The organism is Rhizobium sp. P28RR-XV, from assembly GCF_012641385.1.
Classification (GTDB): domain Bacteria; phylum Pseudomonadota; class Alphaproteobacteria; order Rhizobiales; family Rhizobiaceae; genus Rhizobium.
In genome coordinates, this window is sequence record NZ_JABAIG010000002.1 from 480,790 (window position 1) to 496,154 (window position 15,365).

A 15,365-nucleotide genomic window follows, 5' to 3' on the forward strand; every position below is an offset into this window, starting at 1 on the left:
GTCATTCGGAGAAAAGCCACAAACCTGTTGCAATTCCCCCAAGCTGCGCTATCCCCTTGAGATGAGCCATTTGTCAGCGAGGCGCGACATCGCCATGGATTCGATCCTCTATTCCACAGCAGACAATCCGGTGCCCGAGAACCGCACCGAGGGTTTTTTCGAGAGCTTTGACGGGCGCAAGCTGCGCTATGCCGTGTTCCGCTGCGAGCAGCCGGTCGCCAAAGGGACCGTGGTTCTGCTGCAGGGCCGCAACGAATTCATCGAGAAATATTTCGAGACGATCCGCGATCTCACGGCCAAGGGCCTCTGGGTTGCGACCTTCGATCTTCGCGGCCAGGGCGGATCGGAACGGCTGCTGAAGGATCCCCTGCGCGGCCATATCCGACACTTTTCCGACTATGAACGCGATCTCACGGCCTTCCTCGACAAGATCGTCCTGCCGGATACGCGCCTGCCCTTCTTCCTTCTCGCCCATTCGACGGGCGCGCTGATCGCGCTCTCGGCAGCACCGGGGCTAGCAACGCGCATCGACCGCATGGTGCTGTCCGCCCCCTTCATCGGTCTGACCGGTCACGGCGTATCGCCGGCCTTCATCCGCTTTCTTTCCGGCACCCTCAGCGGCATCGGCCTTAGCCGAATGCAATTCAGCAAGAAATTCAAGGAAAGACCTTTCGCCGAAAACCCATTGACCACGGACGAACAGCGCTACCGGCGCAACATCGGCATTGGCACCACTTATCCGCAGGTTTGCCTGGGGCCACCGACGGCGCGCTGGCTGTCGCAAGCCTTGCGGGCAATCGAACGGGTCAACAGGCCTGAACACCTGTTTTCAATTCCCATCCCCACTGTCCTGCTCGCGCCGACGCGGGACGGCGTGGTGCCCTATGCCGATCAGGAGCGGCTGTCGCGCTATTTCCGCGCCGCCCAGCTCGTGCCCATTCACGGCGCCAAGCATGAGATCCTGCAAGAGCGCGATATCTACCGAAATCAGGCTCTCGCCGCGATCCATGCCTTCATTCCCGGCAGCGATGCCGAAACCAACGCCTACGAGATAGAAGCGGAAGCCTGACGCCAAGTGATTTGGCGTTTTAGATCCTTGAATTTGCGCATGTCGTTATCGCAAAACCACTGCACACTTTTGCGCGACATGCGCTAGAGCCGGATGATTTAAGGTCTGTTCGACCTAAAATCTGAATCCGCTCTAGGATCAAAGAAGTAGAGCATGATGTCGTCCGAAAACCGATCACACTTTTCGGCATCATGCGCTAGCGCGACAGGACAGCCAAAGCCTGTTCATAAACGGCGCGGCTGCCTGCGGCGATGATCGTTCCGCCCATCTCCGGCCGGCCGCCATCCCAAGTCGTCATGATGCCGCCGGCCTGCTCGACGACGGGAATGATGCCACCGACATCATAGGGTTTCAGCGAATTCTCGATGACGAGATCGATATGGCCTGCGGCCAGCAGCGCATAGGCATAGCAATCCGTGCCATAACGGAAGAGCCGGACCTGGCTTTCGATCTCGCGATATCTTGCAAGTTCCTCGCCGGCAAAGAGATGCGGCGACGTGGTGAAGAGGATTGCATTCGAAAGAGCGCCGCAATCGCGGACCCGCAGCCGCTTTTCACCATCCGGCCCCGAATAGGTGGAACCGTTGCCGTCGGCAAAATAGCGCTCGCCCGTAAAGGGCTGGTCGATCATGCCCATGATGGCGCGGCCGTTCTTCTGCAGGCCGATCAGCGTTCCCCAGACCGGAACACCCGAGATGAAGGCGCGCGTGCCGTCGATCGGATCGATCACCCAGACATGCTCACGGTCGAGCCCGACGCTGCCGTGCTCCTCGCCCAGAATGCCGTGATCGGGAAACTCGGCCTCGATCAAGGCGCGAATCGCCTCTTCGGCGGCGCGGTCTCCTTCCGTCACCGGATCGAAGCCGCTGGCTTCCTTGTTGACCACATCGACGCCGGCGCGGAAGCGCGGCAGAGTTTCAGCCTTGGCCGCCTCGGCCAGACGATAGAAAAACGAGCGATCGGGAAGCATGGTCAATCCGCGTAAGTGACAGGATGGGCGATGTCATATCCCATATAGGCCCTGAAGCAAACCGCATGATGACGCGGCGCGCAGGATGCCTGCCGATCAGGCAGGATTTTCGAATCTGCCTAAATATTTTGCAGCGCAATAAAGTGCTTGACATTTGTGCAGTGCGATATCAATATCCAGCTACAGTCTTCTGACTGTAAATACCCTCCTTGGGTGTTTCCTCCCTAGACTTAGCCGCGCCACGAGCGCGGTTCTTTTTTGGTGGAGTGATCCCCCTCGCCCCGCTTGCGGCGAGAGGGCTAGAGCAATTCCAGGAAAAGTGCGCAGCGGTTTTCTGTCCGGAATTGCGAGAAAACAAAGAGCTAGAGCGGTCCTGCGATTCCGTGAAAAGCTGAACCGCTCTAGGGTGAGGGGCTAGGCGCAAGTGCGCGGCAACAACAAACACGCCTGACCATCACCATAGCCAAACGCTTGGACAGATTCTGTTCGCTCTGAAAGTTTCCGAGACAGCCCCTCATCCGAGGCGTCGACATTTCGCCCTGCTCAATGTCTCCGCCCCACCTTCTCCCCGCCTTTGCGGGGCGAAGGGGCTTTGCTTTATTCCGCTGCCAGCGCCGGATCGCCCGTGTAGGATTCCACATGCTCGGCCATGCGCTTCATGAAAAGCGTAATGGCGGTGGCAACCTCGTTGAAATCCGCGCGCTTTTCCAGTGTCGTCTCGTCGACATAGAGCGAACGATTGACTTCGATCTGCAGGGCATGCAGCCCGCGCGAGGGACGGCCGTAATGTTCGGTGATGAAGCCGCCGGCATAGGGCTTGTTGCGCACGGCGTTGAAGCCGAGCTCCTCGAGGATCTGCATGGCGGCGCGCGAAAGCTCCGCCGAAGCACTCGTGCCGTAACGGTCGCCGAGGATGAAATCCGGGCGCATGTTGCTGCCGGCGATCCGGATATTGCCCGGCATGGAATGGCAATCGACCAGCACGCCGAAGCCGAATTTGACATGGGTGCGCGCAATCAGCCGCCGAAGCGTCGCATGATAGGGCTTATAGATCGTGTCGATGCGCTTCAGCGCATCCTCGACCGGCACGCGCCGCGCATAGATTTCCATGTTTTCGGCGACGATCCGGGGGATCGTACCGAGCCCGCCGGCAACCCGCAGGGAATTGATGTTCGCGTAAGGCGGCAAGGCGCCATCGAACATGCGCGGATCGAGCTCATAGGGCTCGCGATTGACATCGATATAGGCGCGCGGAAAATTGGCAAGCAGCAGCGGCGCGCCGAGGGAGCTCGCCGCCGAAAAAAGCTCGTCGACGTAATGATCTTCCGAGCGGCGGATGGCGATGCCCTGCAGGCGGGACTGGGCGATGAAATCGGGGGGATAGATGCGACCGCTATGAGGCGAGCTGTAGACAAACGGTATCGTCTGGGAGGCGGGCTCCAATACCTCGAAAATCTCGAAACTACGCATTTCCGCGGACATCAACGTCTTTACCATGTCAACAACTTGTCGCGGTAGTCATGTTGCCAGTTGCATGACTGCAAGTCCATAGTAACTTGAGCGAAATGGCCTTAATCCAAAGTGCCGTATTCGAAATTTCCGGATGCTCGGCCAGCGGAAACGCGAGACGTTTTCGCAGAACGAAGCTATGCTTTGAACAAAAGCAGGATTGGCGCGTTTTGGCCGACTATTCACGGCTTGTTTACGGCGTGGCGCTAACCTAAAAGCTGGACAAGTCCAACAAGACAAAGTTGATTAGCGATAGAGATGATGACCCAGAAGATACTTCTTGCCGAAGACGACAACGACATGCGTCGCTTTCTCGTGAAGGCACTCGAAAAAGCCGGCTACAAGGTCTTGTCCTTTGACAATGGAGCCAGTGCTTACGATCGGCTGCGCGAAGAGCCGTTCTCGCTGCTTTTGACTGACATCGTCATGCCCGAGATGGACGGCATCGAGCTGGCGCGCCGCGCCACCGAACTCGATCCGGACCTGAAAGTGATGTTCATCACCGGCTTTGCCGCCGTCGCGCTGAACCCCGATTCGAAGGCGCCGAAGGATGCCAAGGTCCTTTCCAAGCCTTTCCACCTCCGCGAACTCGTCGACGAAGTCAACAAACTCCTTGCCGCGTAAGGCTTTCGGCGGCTACGTCACAAAACCGAAAAAAAGCCTATTGACGGCCACTGAGGTTTTGTGATCTATGCGCCGCCATCGGATGGGCGTGTAGCTCAGCGGGAGAGCACTACGTTGACATCGTAGGGGTCACAGGTTCAATCCCTGTCACGCCCACCATCCTAATTCGCTGAAAAGCAAAGGCCTTTCGAGAAATCGAAAGGCCTTTTTAGTTTTGCGACGATCTGCTGAATTTCAAGTTTGCCTTGGAGCGGATCGGCCAAAGAGTTCGCCGGGAGCCAAGGCGAACGGAGGACGGTCAGCGATCCAGAAAATGCCGGAAGACCGCCGTCGTCGGGTATGCGTAGGCGCCGCGATCGATAAAGCCCTGACGGTAGAGGCAGGCTCTCAGTGCCAGCCAATAAAGCGTGCTGTTCGGATCCGGCGAGCCGCGGTACCACGAATAGGCCTCGGGTTCGCAGCGATTGAGAGCCCTGTCGTATTTTGCCAGCACCACCGGATCGCTGTCGGCGCGAATGCCGTGATAGGTCTGATAGTTTGAAGGCGCCTCACCTGCGGAGACGCATGCCAGGCTCAAAATCGCTCCCAGCGCTAACATCATTCTCATGTGCTTCGATCTCCAACTTGCTACGTCTCGAAAATTCGAGCGCAGGTCGAGAATAGTAGTCTTTTGGAAGATAGCCAATCACATGCTGATGTTCGTGACGATTGCGAATTGCACCCAGCCTGCGACACAAGTTCCCGCGAGAAGCCGCTTGACTTCCGGCCGCGCCGTCATCCTACTGTCATATCAGCGCATCGATCATACGGGAGGATGAGATGACGGTGATGAAGCGGCAGTTCTACAAGAACCACAAGGCCAATGGCGACGAATACATGTTCCATCTCGCCCGCGACACCGACAGCGGCGAGGTCTACGTCATTCGCCAGGCGGATTACGTCGTCGACGGCGGCAGCGAGAAAACCATGACCCTCTACGAATTCCTGGCTGGCGGCGGCAACCGCCAGAATGCCTTGCTGCAGCTGATCGGCTCGCTCGTTCAGGAAGCAGCCCCACACTGAGATCCTCACAACCCTAAGCGGTCGTTTTGCGATAGCGAGGTGCTCTGCTCACCAGCCTAAAGCGCGATGAGCAATGGGATCGACGCCGGTCGCCTGGGGCTTGCGCCGCGCCTTGGGTTGACTGCCACATTTTGATCGGCGAACCTGCGTGGGCTTGAAAGGAGCCCTTCTTATGCGATTCGCAGGCATTGCTTTTGGATTGACCGTCTTGGCCGCCACGTCGGCCGGCGCCGTGGAAAATTTTCCGTCGCAAGGCGTCACCGTCGTCAGTGGAAAATGTTCCAAACTCATGGTCGGCAAGCTCGATGCCTCCAAGGGGTGCAAGGCTGAGGTCGCCAGCGTGACGGGTCCCGACGGCTCGGTGACCTTCATCTTCACGTCAGGCGGCAAGATGCTGGGCTTCCAGGGCAACGGCAAGAGCATCAAGCCCGGCAACGAGAAGGGAACCGCGCAGCTGCCGATCGATGTCATCTCGACGGGGGCCGGCAGCAAAATATCCGGCCAGGTCGAAGCAAAGGGCACCTGCACCTTTGCCAATCCTTATGCGGGCAAGCCGGTTGCCATCCAATGCTCGGCAAAATCGACGGAGATGAGCTTCAACGGCAACTTCACCTCCGACGGCAAGGCGCCCCAGCACAAATAAACCCGGCACAAATAAATAAGCATTTTGCCGCAGCGGGCGCGGCCCGGCTAATGCTGCGGGCCGCTCTTCCGTTTGTGACCATGGTTGGCGTCGGCCGGCGCTTCGCGCGAGAGGTCCGCGCCGTTGACATGGGCGGGCACGTGCACATCCTCATGGGTCACGGGATGCAGCGTCAGGTCTACCTGATGTGGCGGCAGGACCTGGGCCTGGCGAAGCGCGTTCGGCCGCGCCTTCTTCTGCCGCTCCGTCAATTCAGGCTTCTGCGATTGTCCGTTGCGGTGAATGGGATCGGGGCTCATGGGAGCTTCTCCTATCGATGGCTGTTTTGAAGGTAACAGATCCGCCTGAGGGATCCGCTTGGCGGGCGGCGCAAACATGCCTGAGGGCCAAACGCAGCCTTTTCCGTTTGGTTCCCAAATTCGCAATTATTGGGAGCAACGTGGGCATGTCCTAATTCAACTCTTGACCTGTGTCGCGACTTCACTAGATATTGACTATCTCCGCGCCTTCCTGACATCGGCGACGGATTGAACTTTGGTGCCGGGCCCCTCTGGCGAGAGTTTTCACGGCGCTCTCGCGATGTCGGTACCGCCTGCAGATGAGCCGGCGGACTTCTTTTCATGAACAGCTCGACCATGCCTCGCCCGCATGCCGTCTTCGGCATACGGCTGCTCGCCCCATCCGGAAATCGTCACTCCATTTGTGGCAAGGTGCGCCCATGACGCCGCCCGCCACCTCCAAATCCGTGCTCGGCTATTTCGGCTGGGCCTTCGTCGTCACCGTCGGCGGCCTTGCTCTCGGCGCCTTCCTGGGCTGGAACACCACCGGCACGATGGGCGGCCTCGCCACGGCTTTCTTCATCTGCGCGGTCCTCGCCGTATTGGAAATTTCGCTCTCCTTCGACAATGCCATCGTCAATGCCAACAAGCTGAAGGAGATGACGCCGGTCTGGCAGCATCGCTTCCTGACATGGGGCATCATCATCGCCGTCTTCGGCATGCGCATCGTCTTTCCGCTGGCAATCGTCGCGATCGCCGCATGGATCGATCCGTGGGAGGCGCTAAAGCTCGCCGCCACCAGGCCTGAGCAATATGCGCAGATCATGCAGAATGCGCATCTGCCGATCGCCGCCTTCGGCGGCACATTCCTGATGATGGTCGGCCTGACCTATTTCTTCAATCACGAAAAGGATGTGCACTGGATCGGCTTCATAGAGAAGCGCATGGCGCATTTCGCCACTGTCAAGGGTGTTGAAATCGCCTTCGTGCTGATTCTCGTCCTCATCTTCAGTTCCTTGCTGGACAGCGACGATTCGACGACCTTCCTGCATGCCTCCATCTATGGTCTCCTGACCTTTCTCCTGGTGGAAGTCCTGGCCGGTTTCCTGGACGCTTCACAAAAGACGATGAGCGCTGCCGCAAGGGGCGGTTTCGGCGCATTTCTCTATCTCGAAATCCTCGATGCCAGCTTCTCCTTCGACGGCGTCATCGGCGCATTCGCCTTGACGCAGAACCTGTTCATCATCGCCATCGGCCTCGGCATCGGCGCCATGTATGTCCGCTCCATGACGATCATGCTGGTGGAAAAGGGCACGCTCGCCCATTACCGCTACCTCGAGCACGGCGCCTTCTACGCCATCCTGATCCTCTCCGTGATCATGTATGTGCAGACGCTGATACACATTCCGGAAGTCGTCACCGGCCTCGGCGGCGCGGCCCTGATCGGCATCTCGCTCTGGTCGTCCATCCGCTACAACAGGCGCACCGGCCTTCACCATGTGCCAGTGCCCGACAAACAGCACGAAGAACAGCACGATAGGGCGGAAGCATAGACAGTAACGCACTGAAGGCCGCCGCCTGCGGGCGAGTCGTGATGCATCGATGGCGGAGACCGTTTCACGACGGCCTCCACCTTTTCACTCAGGACAGCGCCTTGAACGGATTTTCCGTAGAGTTTCCGAGCCGAGATCGCCGAATGTTTACGCTGCTGACATATTAGCGCTAGCGTTTTGCCGAAAAATATCGCAATGGCGATTGACGTTGTCGAAGGAGCATGGCGGAAAGCGCAGCGGTTGCGCTTCTTGACGGCCGGCTCTCGAATGAAGTGTCTAGGAGAGGCAGAGTATGGCAGCAAAGATCGTTCCGGTGATTATGGCAGGCGGCAAGGGTACGCGGCTATGGCCGCTATCGCGCGCATCCGCCCCGAAGCAATTTATCCAGTTCATCGGCGACAGGACGCTGTTTCAGAACACGCTGGAGCGCGTTGCCGATGCCGAGCTCTACGAAGCGCCGATTGTCCTGACCAACGAGGAATTCCGCTTCCTCGTTGCGGAACAGGCCCGCGAGCTCGACCTGAAACTGGCCGCCGTGCTGCTGGAGCCGGTCGCCCGCAATACCGCTGCCGCCGTTGCGGCCGCCGCTGCGCTCGTCACCGAGCTTTTCGGCAAGGACGCGATCATGCACGTCCTCGGCTCCGACTATGAGATCGACGCCAACGCGACCTATTATGATTGCGTGCGCCAGGCGCGCGACACAGCCCTTCAGGGCAAGCTCGTCACCTTTGGCATCAAGCCGACGGAACCGGCCACCGGCTATGGCTATATCGAAAGCGGCAAGGCGCTTTCGACCGGCGCCCATGCCGTCAAGCGCTTCGTCGAAAAGCCAGCGCTGGACAAGGCTGAGGAGATGGTGGCAAGCGGCAGCTTCTACTGGAACTCCGGCATGTTCATGTTCTCGGCCGCTCAGCTTCTGGACGAAATGAAGGAATATGCGTCCGACGTCGAGAAGACCGCCAGCAAGGCCGTTTCCAAGGCGACCCGCGACCTCGATTTCACCCGTCTGGATGCCGACGCCTTCTCCAAGAGCCCCAATATTTCCATCGACTACGCGCTGATGGAAAAGACGGCAAACGCCGCCGTCGTCCCCTCGCCCTTCACCTGGTCCGACCTCGGCAGCTGGGACGCCGTCTGGAAAGTCGGCAATCGCGATGAAAGCGGCAACGTCTCCGCCGGCGCCACGACACTGGTCAACACGAAGAATTCGCTCGTGATGACGCACAGCCTTCATGTGGCCGTACAGGGTCTTGAAGACGTCGCCGTCATCGCCAGCGAGGACGCCGTCTATGTCGGCCATCTCAAGGACAGCCAGGAAGTCGGCAAGCTCGTCAAGCTGCTCGCAAGCGAAAAGAAGACGGCCAAGCTCACCGAGACGCATCCGACCTCCTATCGCCCGTGGGGCGGCTATACGTCGGTGCTGAACGGCGAGCGCTTCCAGGTCAAGCGCATCTTCGTCCTTCCCGGCAAGAAGCTGTCGCTGCAGAAGCATCACCACCGCTCCGAGCACTGGATCGTCGTCAAGGGCACGGCCGAAGTAACCGTCGGCGAAAATGTGCAGATGCTGCGCGAAAACGAGTCGATCTATATCCCGCTCGGCGAAGTGCATCGCCTGTCGAACCCGGGCAAGATCCTGCTGGAGCTCATCGAAGTGCAGACCGGCTCCTATCTCGGCGAGGACGACATCATCCGCCTCGTCGACGAGTTCGGCCGAAGCTGATCGCAAGCAGCAAAACAGGGATTTCAGAACGGCGGGCGAAAACCCGCCGTTTTTGTTTTGGCGTTATACGGTAGGAGTTTCCGAAGCGCCGACAGACGCCTTGCTTTCTTTCGCTGCATTGCACACACTGTCTGTGGGAACAGCAATCACCGCACAACGATGCGGGCTAGGCGAAGAGACATATGGCGATCAAGGCAAGCATCTATCATCTCACCCATTATAAATACGACAATCCGGTTCGCCTCGGCCCCCAGATCATCCGTCTGAAACCCGCCTCGCATTCCAAGACGCGCGTGCTGAGCCACTCGCTGAAGGTCACGCCGTCAAATCATTTCGTGAACCTGCAACAGGATCCCTACGGCAATTATCTCGCCCGCTTCGTCTTTCCCGATCCGGTGACCGAGCTGAAGATCGAAGTCGATCTCGTCGCCGATATGACGGTCTACAATCCCTTCGACTTTTTCGTCGAAGAGGAAGCGACCAAATGGCCCTTCGACTATCCCGAGACCATCCGCGAGGATTTGTCGATCTATATGACGCCGGAGGAGCCTGGTCCCCGGCTGAAAGCCTTCCTCGCCACACTCGACCGCTCGGAACAAAAGACCGTCGACATGATCGTCGGCCTCAATGCACGGCTGCAGCGGGAGATCGGCTATGTCATTCGCATGGAAGCCGGCGTGCAGGCGCCTGAGGAGACTCTGGAAAAAGCCAGGGGGTCCTGCCGCGACACCAGCTGGCTGCTGGCACAGGTGCTGCGTCACCTTGGCCTCGCCGCCCGCTTCGTCTCCGGCTATCTCATCCAGCTTACGCCGGATCTGAAAGCGCTCGACGGCCCCTCTGGCACCGAGGTCGATTTCACCGATCTGCATGCCTGGGCCGAAGTCTACCTTCCCGGCGCCGGCTGGGTCGGCCTCGATCCGACCTCCGGACTTCTGACCGGCGAGAGCCACATTCCGCTTGCGGCCACGCCGCATTACCGCAATGCCGCGCCGATCTCGGGCGGCTATTTCGGTGAGGCGAGGACCGAATTCGATTTCGATATGAAGGTGGCCCGTGTCGCCGAACACCCGCGCATCACCAAGCCCTTCTCCGACGAAAGCTGGGATGCGCTGAACGCGCTCGGCGAGGAGGTCGATCGTGTCCTGCAAGCCAACGACGTACGCCTGACCATGGGCGGGGAGCCGACCTTCATCTCGATCGACGACTTTCAGTCGGAAGAATGGAACACCGCCGCGGTCGGCCCGACCAAGCGCGACATGGCCGATCAGCTGATCCGCCGCCTGCGCGAGCGCTTCGCGCCTGGCGGCTTCCTGCATTATGGTCAGGGCAAATGGTATCCGGGCGAAAGCCTGCCGCGCTGGACCTTCTCGCTTTACTGGCGCAAGGACGGCAAGCCCGTCTGGCAGAACCCCGCCTTGATTGCGCAGGAGACCGTCAAGACCGGCGCAAGTGCGGACGATGCCGGAAAGCTTCTGAGCGCAATTGCCAAGGAGCTGGCGATCGAGCCCGACATGGTGCTGCCGGCCTACGAAGACCCGGCCGAATGGATCATCAAGGAAGGCAGCCTGCCGGAAAATGTCGACCCGTCCAATTCGAAGCTGAAGGACCCGGAGGAACGCAGCCGCATTGCCCGCGTCTTCGAGCGTGGCCTGACAACGGCGACCGGCTATGTCCTTCCCGTGCAGGCCTGGAATGCACGAGCCTCGGGCACGCGCTGGGTCAGTGAAAAATGGAGTACGCGCCGCGGCAAGATTTACCTGATGCCGGGAGACTCGCCGATCGGCTACCGTCTGCCGCTCGGCACCCTGCCCTATGTACCCCCGTCGCGGTATCCCTATATCCATACCGTCGATCCCTCCATTCCGCGTACGCCATTGCCTGAAGTCATCGTGCCCGCCGGCCGCGCCATGCCGGAAGCCTCGTTCCAGGCCGATGAAGGCGCGCAATCACGCGTAGAACAGACGCTTGGCGATATCCGTGGCGTGGTGCGCACGGCCATCTCGGTCGAGCCGCGCGATGGCCGGCTCTGTGTCTTCATGCCGCCGACCGAAGGGATCGAGCAGTATCTCGAACTTTTGGCTGCAGCGGAAAATGCAGCGGCGGAGCTTGGACTACCGGTGCATATCGAGGGCTATTCGCCGCCGCAGGACGAGCGCATCAACGTCATCCGCGTCGCACCCGATCCCGGCGTGATCGAGGTCAACGTCCATCCCGCATCGAACTGGCAGGAATGCGTTGACATTACCACGGCGGTTTACGAAGAGGCGCGGCAAACGCGTCTCGGCACCGACAAGTTCCTGATCGACGGCCGTCACACCGGCACCGGCGGCGGCAACCATGTCGTCGTCGGCGGGGCCAATCCGAACGACAGCCCCTTCCTGCGCCGTCCCGACCTGCTGAAGAGCCTGGTGCTGCACTGGCAGCGCCACCCTTCCCTATCCTATCTCTTTTCCGGCCTGTTCATCGGCCCTACCAGCCAGGCACCCCGCATCGACGAGGCGCGCCACGACAGCCTTTACGAGCTGGAAATCGCGATAGCCCAGGTGCCCGCGCCCGGCCGTGGCAACCCGCCTCTGCCCTGGCTTGTGGATCGCCTGTTCCGCAACCTTCTGACCGATTCCAGCGGCAACACCCACCGCTCGGAAATCTGCATCGACAAGCTATTCTCGCCGGATGGCCCGACGGGACGCCTCGGCCTCGTCGAATTCCGCGGTTTCGAAATGCCGCCGAATGCCCGCATGAGCCTTGCCCAGCAATTGCTGGTGCGCGCGCTGATCGCCCGCTTCTGGCGCAACCCGATCGATGGCCGATTCGTGCGCTGGGGCACGATGCTGCATGATCGCTTCATGCTGCCGCACTATGTCTGGCAGGATTTCCTCGACGTTCTCGCCGATCTCCGCGAAAACGGTTTCGACCTGCGGCCGGAATGGTTCCAGGCACAACTTGAATTCCGGTTCCCCTTCTGCGGGGAAGTCGAATATGAAGGCAACAAGCTGGAGCTGCGCCAGGCGCTGGAGCCATGGCATGTGCTCGGCGAAGAGGGTGCGGTCGGCGGCACCGTGCGTTACGTCGATTCGTCGGTCGAACGCCTGCAGCTTCGGTTCGAAACCTCCAATCCATCGCGCTATACCGTGACCTGCAACGGCCGTCCCGTGCCGCTGACGCCGACGGGAACTTCAGGCGTTTCGGTTGCCGGCGTGCGCTATAAGGCATGGCATCCCGCCTCCGGTCTGCATCCGGTCCTGCCTATCGATACGCCGCTGACCTTCGATATCTACGACACGTGGTCGGGGCGTTCGATCGGCGGCTGCATCTACCATGTTGCTCACCCGGGCGGCCGGAACTACGACACATTCCCCGTCAACGGCAACGAGGCTGAGGCGCGACGACTTGCGCGTTTCGAACCTTGGGGGCATACAGCGGGTGGCTACGCCTTGAGACCGGAGACTGCGTCGGTGGAATTCCCGCTGACGCTCGACCTCAGGCGGCCTGCAGGAATTTGAGACGGAACTGTGCATGGCTAGAAAACCGGCGACGGAACGGCGGGACGAAGTAAAGACCGGAACCGGCAAGGATCCGGCCTTTGCCTATCGTCCCTTGCCCGGCGTCGCCGACGAAATGGTCGACAACAAAGGCGCTGTCCGCCCGGTCTGGCAGAACCTCCTGTCGGCGCTGTCGCGCATGTCGGAACAGGAGCTGACGGAGCGCTTCGCCCGCGCCGACCGCTATCTGCGCGATGCGGGCGTTTTCTATCGCGCCTACGGGGCGGCGGGTGTCAGCGAACGCGGCTGGCCGATATCTCATATTCCCGTGCTCATCGATGAGCGCGAGTGGCAAGTGCTTTCGGAAGGGCTGCGCCAGCGCGCCGATCTGCTCGAAGAGGTCATAGCCGACATCTATGGCGACGGCCGGCTGGTCAGCGAAGGCCTGCTGCCGCCGGCCTTGATCGCGGCCAATTCGGAATTCCTGCGTCCGCTCGTCGGCGTCAAGCCGGCGAACGGTCACTATCTGCATTTCCTGGCGTTCGAGGTCGGCCGCGGCCCTGATGGTAACTGGTGGGTGCTGGCCGACCGCGCGCAGGCTCCGTCAGGTGCCGGCTTTGCGTTGGAAACCCGCGTCGCAACCACCCGTGCCTTCTCCGATATCTATGCGGAAACCAAGGTCCACCGCCTCGCCTCCTTCTTCGGCGCTTTTCGGGATGCCCTGCTTGGCGGCAAGCGCCGCGCCGAGGGTCGCGTCGCCGTCCTGACGCCGGGACCTGCCAACGAGACCTATTACGAACACGCCTACATCGCCCGCTATCTCGGCTTCATGCTGCTCGAGGGCGAGGACATCACCGTCGTCAACGATCAGCTGATGGTGCGCACCGTCGCGGGGCTGCGGCCGATCAGCGTGCTCTGGCGCCGCCTCGATGCCGCCTATGCCGATCCCCTGGAGCTCAACCAGCACTCTCATATCGGCACGCCGGGCATGATCGAAGCCTTGCGGGCGCAGACGGTGACCATCGTTAATGCGCTCGGCTCCGGCGTCCTCGAAACACGCGCCCTGCTCGCCTTCATGCCGACCATCTGTCGGCATCTGCGCGGCGAGGAATTGAAGCTGCCGTCGATCGCCACCTGGTGGTGCGGCCAGAAGACCGAGCGCGAGCATGTCGCCGCCGATATCGAGAAGATGGTCATAGGCCCGGCCTATTCCTGCATGCCCTTCTTCGATGACAACGGCCAGTCCGTGCTGGGCTCGACTTTGCGCAGCACCGCCCGCGATTCGATCGCGGACTGGCTGGCGACCGAAGGTCACAAGCTGGTCGGCCAGGAGGTCGTCACGCTTTCGACCACGCCGGCCTGGGTCAACGGCAGGCTGACGCCGCGGCCGATGAGCCTGCGCGTCTTCGCCGCCCGCACGGAAAGCGGCTGGCAGATCATGCCCGGCGGCTTTGCCCGCATCGGCAGCGGCGATGACGTTGCGGCCATCGCCATGCAGGCGGGCGGTTCGGCCGCCGATGTCTGGATCGTCTCCGACAAGCCGGTCGAAGCGCATACGCTGCTGCCGGCCGAAGAAACCTTTACCCGCAACATGCCGGGCAGCCTGCCGAGCCGTGCCGCCGACAATCTCTTCTGGCTTGGCCGCTATATCGAGCGCGCCGAAGGCGCCTTGCGCATCCTGCGCGCCTGGCACGGCCGTTTCGCCGAGGCGGCGGATCCGAAGCAGCCGCTGCTTGCCGACGTCAGCGCCTATCTCGCCGCCATCGACATCGACACTGAGGAGGCGGTGCCCGAAAGCCTGCTGCTGAACATAGACAGCGCCGTCTACTCAGCCAGCAACATCCGCGACCGGTTTTCCCCGGACGGCTGGCTCGCGCTGAACGACCTCGCCAAGACCGCGCGCCGCTTCAAGGAAAGAGTGAAGCATGGCGATGACGCCAGCCATGCCATGACGATCCTGTTGCGCAAGCTTGCGGGTTTCGCCGGCCTCGTGCACGAAAACATGTATCGCTTCACCGGCTGGCGCTTTCTGTCGCTCGGCCGCTACATCGAGCGCGGCCTGCATATGACACGGCTGCTCGGCCATTTGTCCGGCCCCGATGCGCCCGATGGAGCGCTCGACATGCTGCTCGAAATCGGCGATAGCGTCATGACCCACCGCCGTCGTTACAACGTCAATACCGCCCGCCTGACGGTGACCGATCTCCTGGCGCTCGACCCCCTCAATCCGCGCTCGATCCTCTTTCAGATGAACGAGATCCATCGCGAAGTGGAACAGCTGCCGAATGCCTTCGTCAACGGCCAGATGTCGCCCTTCTATCGGGAGGCCATGCGACTGCATTCGGGTCTCGCCGTGATGACGCCCGAAACGATGACCGTCGAAGTCTATCAGCAGCTAGCGCGCGAATTGGAACGGCTTTCCGACCTGCTGGCACGCACCTATCTCGGATGACGT

The 15,365-nt window shown here is 60.7% G+C and carries 12 protein-coding genes and 1 tRNA gene; 9 read left to right on the forward strand and 4 right to left on the reverse strand.

What is annotated here, in order from left to right; genetic code table 11:
- Window positions 1–94: 94 nt before the first annotated feature.
- Window positions 95–1,069, forward strand: a complete 975-nt coding sequence (locus tag HGP12_RS05965; protein WP_168838157.1) for an alpha/beta fold hydrolase — start codon at window positions 95–97, stop codon at window positions 1,067–1,069.
- Window positions 1,070–1,265: 196 nt separating this feature from the next.
- Here the strand turns inward: HGP12_RS05965 and hisN are convergent, their stop codons facing one another.
- Window positions 1,266–2,039 carry a histidinol-phosphatase gene (gene hisN, locus HGP12_RS05970; protein ID WP_168838156.1) on the reverse strand — a complete coding sequence of 258 codons (774 nt, stop codon included), beginning with the start codon at window positions 2,037–2,039 and terminating at the stop codon, window positions 1,266–1,268.
- A 597-nt stretch (window positions 2,040–2,636) separates the two neighbouring features.
- Complete coding sequence (locus HGP12_RS05975; RefSeq protein WP_246703256.1) at window positions 2,637–3,536, reverse strand: N-formylglutamate amidohydrolase; 900 nt, start codon at window positions 3,534–3,536, stop codon at window positions 2,637–2,639.
- A 273-nt stretch (window positions 3,537–3,809) separates the two neighbouring features.
- On the opposite strand from HGP12_RS05975, the gene cpdR1 reads away from it, so the two are divergent.
- Window positions 3,810–4,172 (forward strand): response regulator CpdR1, encoded by a 363-nt coding sequence (gene cpdR1 / locus HGP12_RS05980; protein WP_004117561.1) that lies wholly within the window; start codon window positions 3,810–3,812, stop codon window positions 4,170–4,172.
- Window positions 4,173–4,256: 84 nt separating this feature from the next.
- Window positions 4,257–4,331 (forward strand) — tRNA-Val (locus tag HGP12_RS05985).
- A gap of 139 nt (window positions 4,332–4,470) precedes the next feature.
- Here the strand turns inward: HGP12_RS05985 and HGP12_RS05990 are convergent.
- Entirely contained in the window at window positions 4,471–4,779 is a 309-nt protein-coding gene (locus HGP12_RS05990; RefSeq protein WP_168838155.1) for a hypothetical protein, read from the reverse strand.
- A gap of 212 nt (window positions 4,780–4,991) precedes the next feature.
- Here HGP12_RS05990 and HGP12_RS05995 point away from each other — a divergent pair, with 212 nt between their 5' ends.
- The gene (locus HGP12_RS05995) at window positions 4,992–5,234 is read left to right on the forward strand and encodes a hypothetical protein (RefSeq protein ID WP_168838154.1); all 243 of its coding nucleotides are present in this window, start codon (window positions 4,992–4,994) and stop codon (window positions 5,232–5,234) included.
- A gap of 172 nt (window positions 5,235–5,406) precedes the next feature.
- Window positions 5,407–5,877 (forward strand): hypothetical protein, encoded by a 471-nt coding sequence (locus tag HGP12_RS06000; RefSeq protein ID WP_168838153.1) that lies wholly within the window; start codon window positions 5,407–5,409, stop codon window positions 5,875–5,877.
- Window positions 5,878–5,924: 47 nt separating this feature from the next.
- Here the strand turns inward: HGP12_RS06000 and HGP12_RS06005 are convergent, their stop codons facing one another.
- Window positions 5,925–6,176: a hypothetical protein gene (locus tag HGP12_RS06005; protein WP_168838152.1), complete on the reverse strand. Its 252-nt coding sequence runs from the start codon at window positions 6,174–6,176 to the stop codon at window positions 5,925–5,927.
- A gap of 419 nt (window positions 6,177–6,595) precedes the next feature.
- On the opposite strand from HGP12_RS06005, the gene HGP12_RS06010 reads away from it, so the two are divergent.
- The 4 genes from HGP12_RS06010 (at window position 6,596) to HGP12_RS06025 (ending at window position 15,362) form a co-directional block, all read left to right on the forward strand.
- On the forward strand, window positions 6,596–7,708 hold the full coding sequence (locus HGP12_RS06010) for a DUF475 domain-containing protein (RefSeq protein WP_168838151.1): 1,113 nt from the start codon (window positions 6,596–6,598) through the stop codon (window positions 7,706–7,708).
- Between the two features lie 292 nt (window positions 7,709–8,000).
- A complete protein-coding gene (locus HGP12_RS06015) occupies window positions 8,001–9,428 on the forward strand; it encodes a mannose-1-phosphate guanylyltransferase/mannose-6-phosphate isomerase (RefSeq protein WP_168838150.1) in 1,428 nt (475 codons plus the stop codon).
- Window positions 9,429–9,610: 182 nt separating this feature from the next.
- Window positions 9,611–12,931, forward strand: a complete 3,321-nt coding sequence (locus HGP12_RS06020; protein WP_168838149.1) for a DUF2126 domain-containing protein — start codon at window positions 9,611–9,613, stop codon at window positions 12,929–12,931.
- Window positions 12,932–12,944: 13 nt separating this feature from the next.
- Window positions 12,945–15,362 (forward strand): circularly permuted type 2 ATP-grasp protein, encoded by a 2,418-nt coding sequence (locus tag HGP12_RS06025; protein WP_168838148.1) that lies wholly within the window; start codon window positions 12,945–12,947, stop codon window positions 15,360–15,362.
- Window positions 15,363–15,365: the final 3 nt, after the last annotated feature.

Excerpts from the sequence above, each read along its gene's own strand:
- HGP12_RS05965 (WP_168838157.1), top strand. The coding sequence starts at position 95 with ATGGATTCGATCCTCTATTCCACAGCAGACAATCCGGTGCCCGAGAAC.
- hisN (WP_168838156.1), bottom strand. The coding sequence starts at position 2,039 with ATGCTTCCCGATCGCTCGTTTTTCTATCGTCTGGCCGAGGCGGCCAAG.
- HGP12_RS05975 (WP_246703256.1), bottom strand. The coding sequence starts at position 3,536 with ATGGTAAAGACGTTGATGTCCGCGGAAATGCGTAGTTTCGAGATTTTC.
- cpdR1 (WP_004117561.1), top strand. The coding sequence starts at position 3,810 with ATGACCCAGAAGATACTTCTTGCCGAAGACGACAACGACATGCGTCGC.
- HGP12_RS05990 (WP_168838155.1), bottom strand. The coding sequence starts at position 4,779 with ATGAGAATGATGTTAGCGCTGGGAGCGATTTTGAGCCTGGCATGCGTC.
- HGP12_RS05995 (WP_168838154.1), top strand. The coding sequence starts at position 4,992 with ATGACGGTGATGAAGCGGCAGTTCTACAAGAACCACAAGGCCAATGGC.
- HGP12_RS06000 (WP_168838153.1), top strand. The coding sequence starts at position 5,407 with ATGCGATTCGCAGGCATTGCTTTTGGATTGACCGTCTTGGCCGCCACG.
- HGP12_RS06005 (WP_168838152.1), bottom strand. The coding sequence starts at position 6,176 with ATGAGCCCCGATCCCATTCACCGCAACGGACAATCGCAGAAGCCTGAA.
- HGP12_RS06010 (WP_168838151.1), top strand. The coding sequence starts at position 6,596 with ATGACGCCGCCCGCCACCTCCAAATCCGTGCTCGGCTATTTCGGCTGG.
- HGP12_RS06015 (WP_168838150.1), top strand. The coding sequence starts at position 8,001 with ATGGCAGCAAAGATCGTTCCGGTGATTATGGCAGGCGGCAAGGGTACG.
- HGP12_RS06020 (WP_168838149.1), top strand. The coding sequence starts at position 9,611 with ATGGCGATCAAGGCAAGCATCTATCATCTCACCCATTATAAATACGAC.
- HGP12_RS06025 (WP_168838148.1), top strand. The coding sequence starts at position 12,945 with ATGGCTAGAAAACCGGCGACGGAACGGCGGGACGAAGTAAAGACCGGA.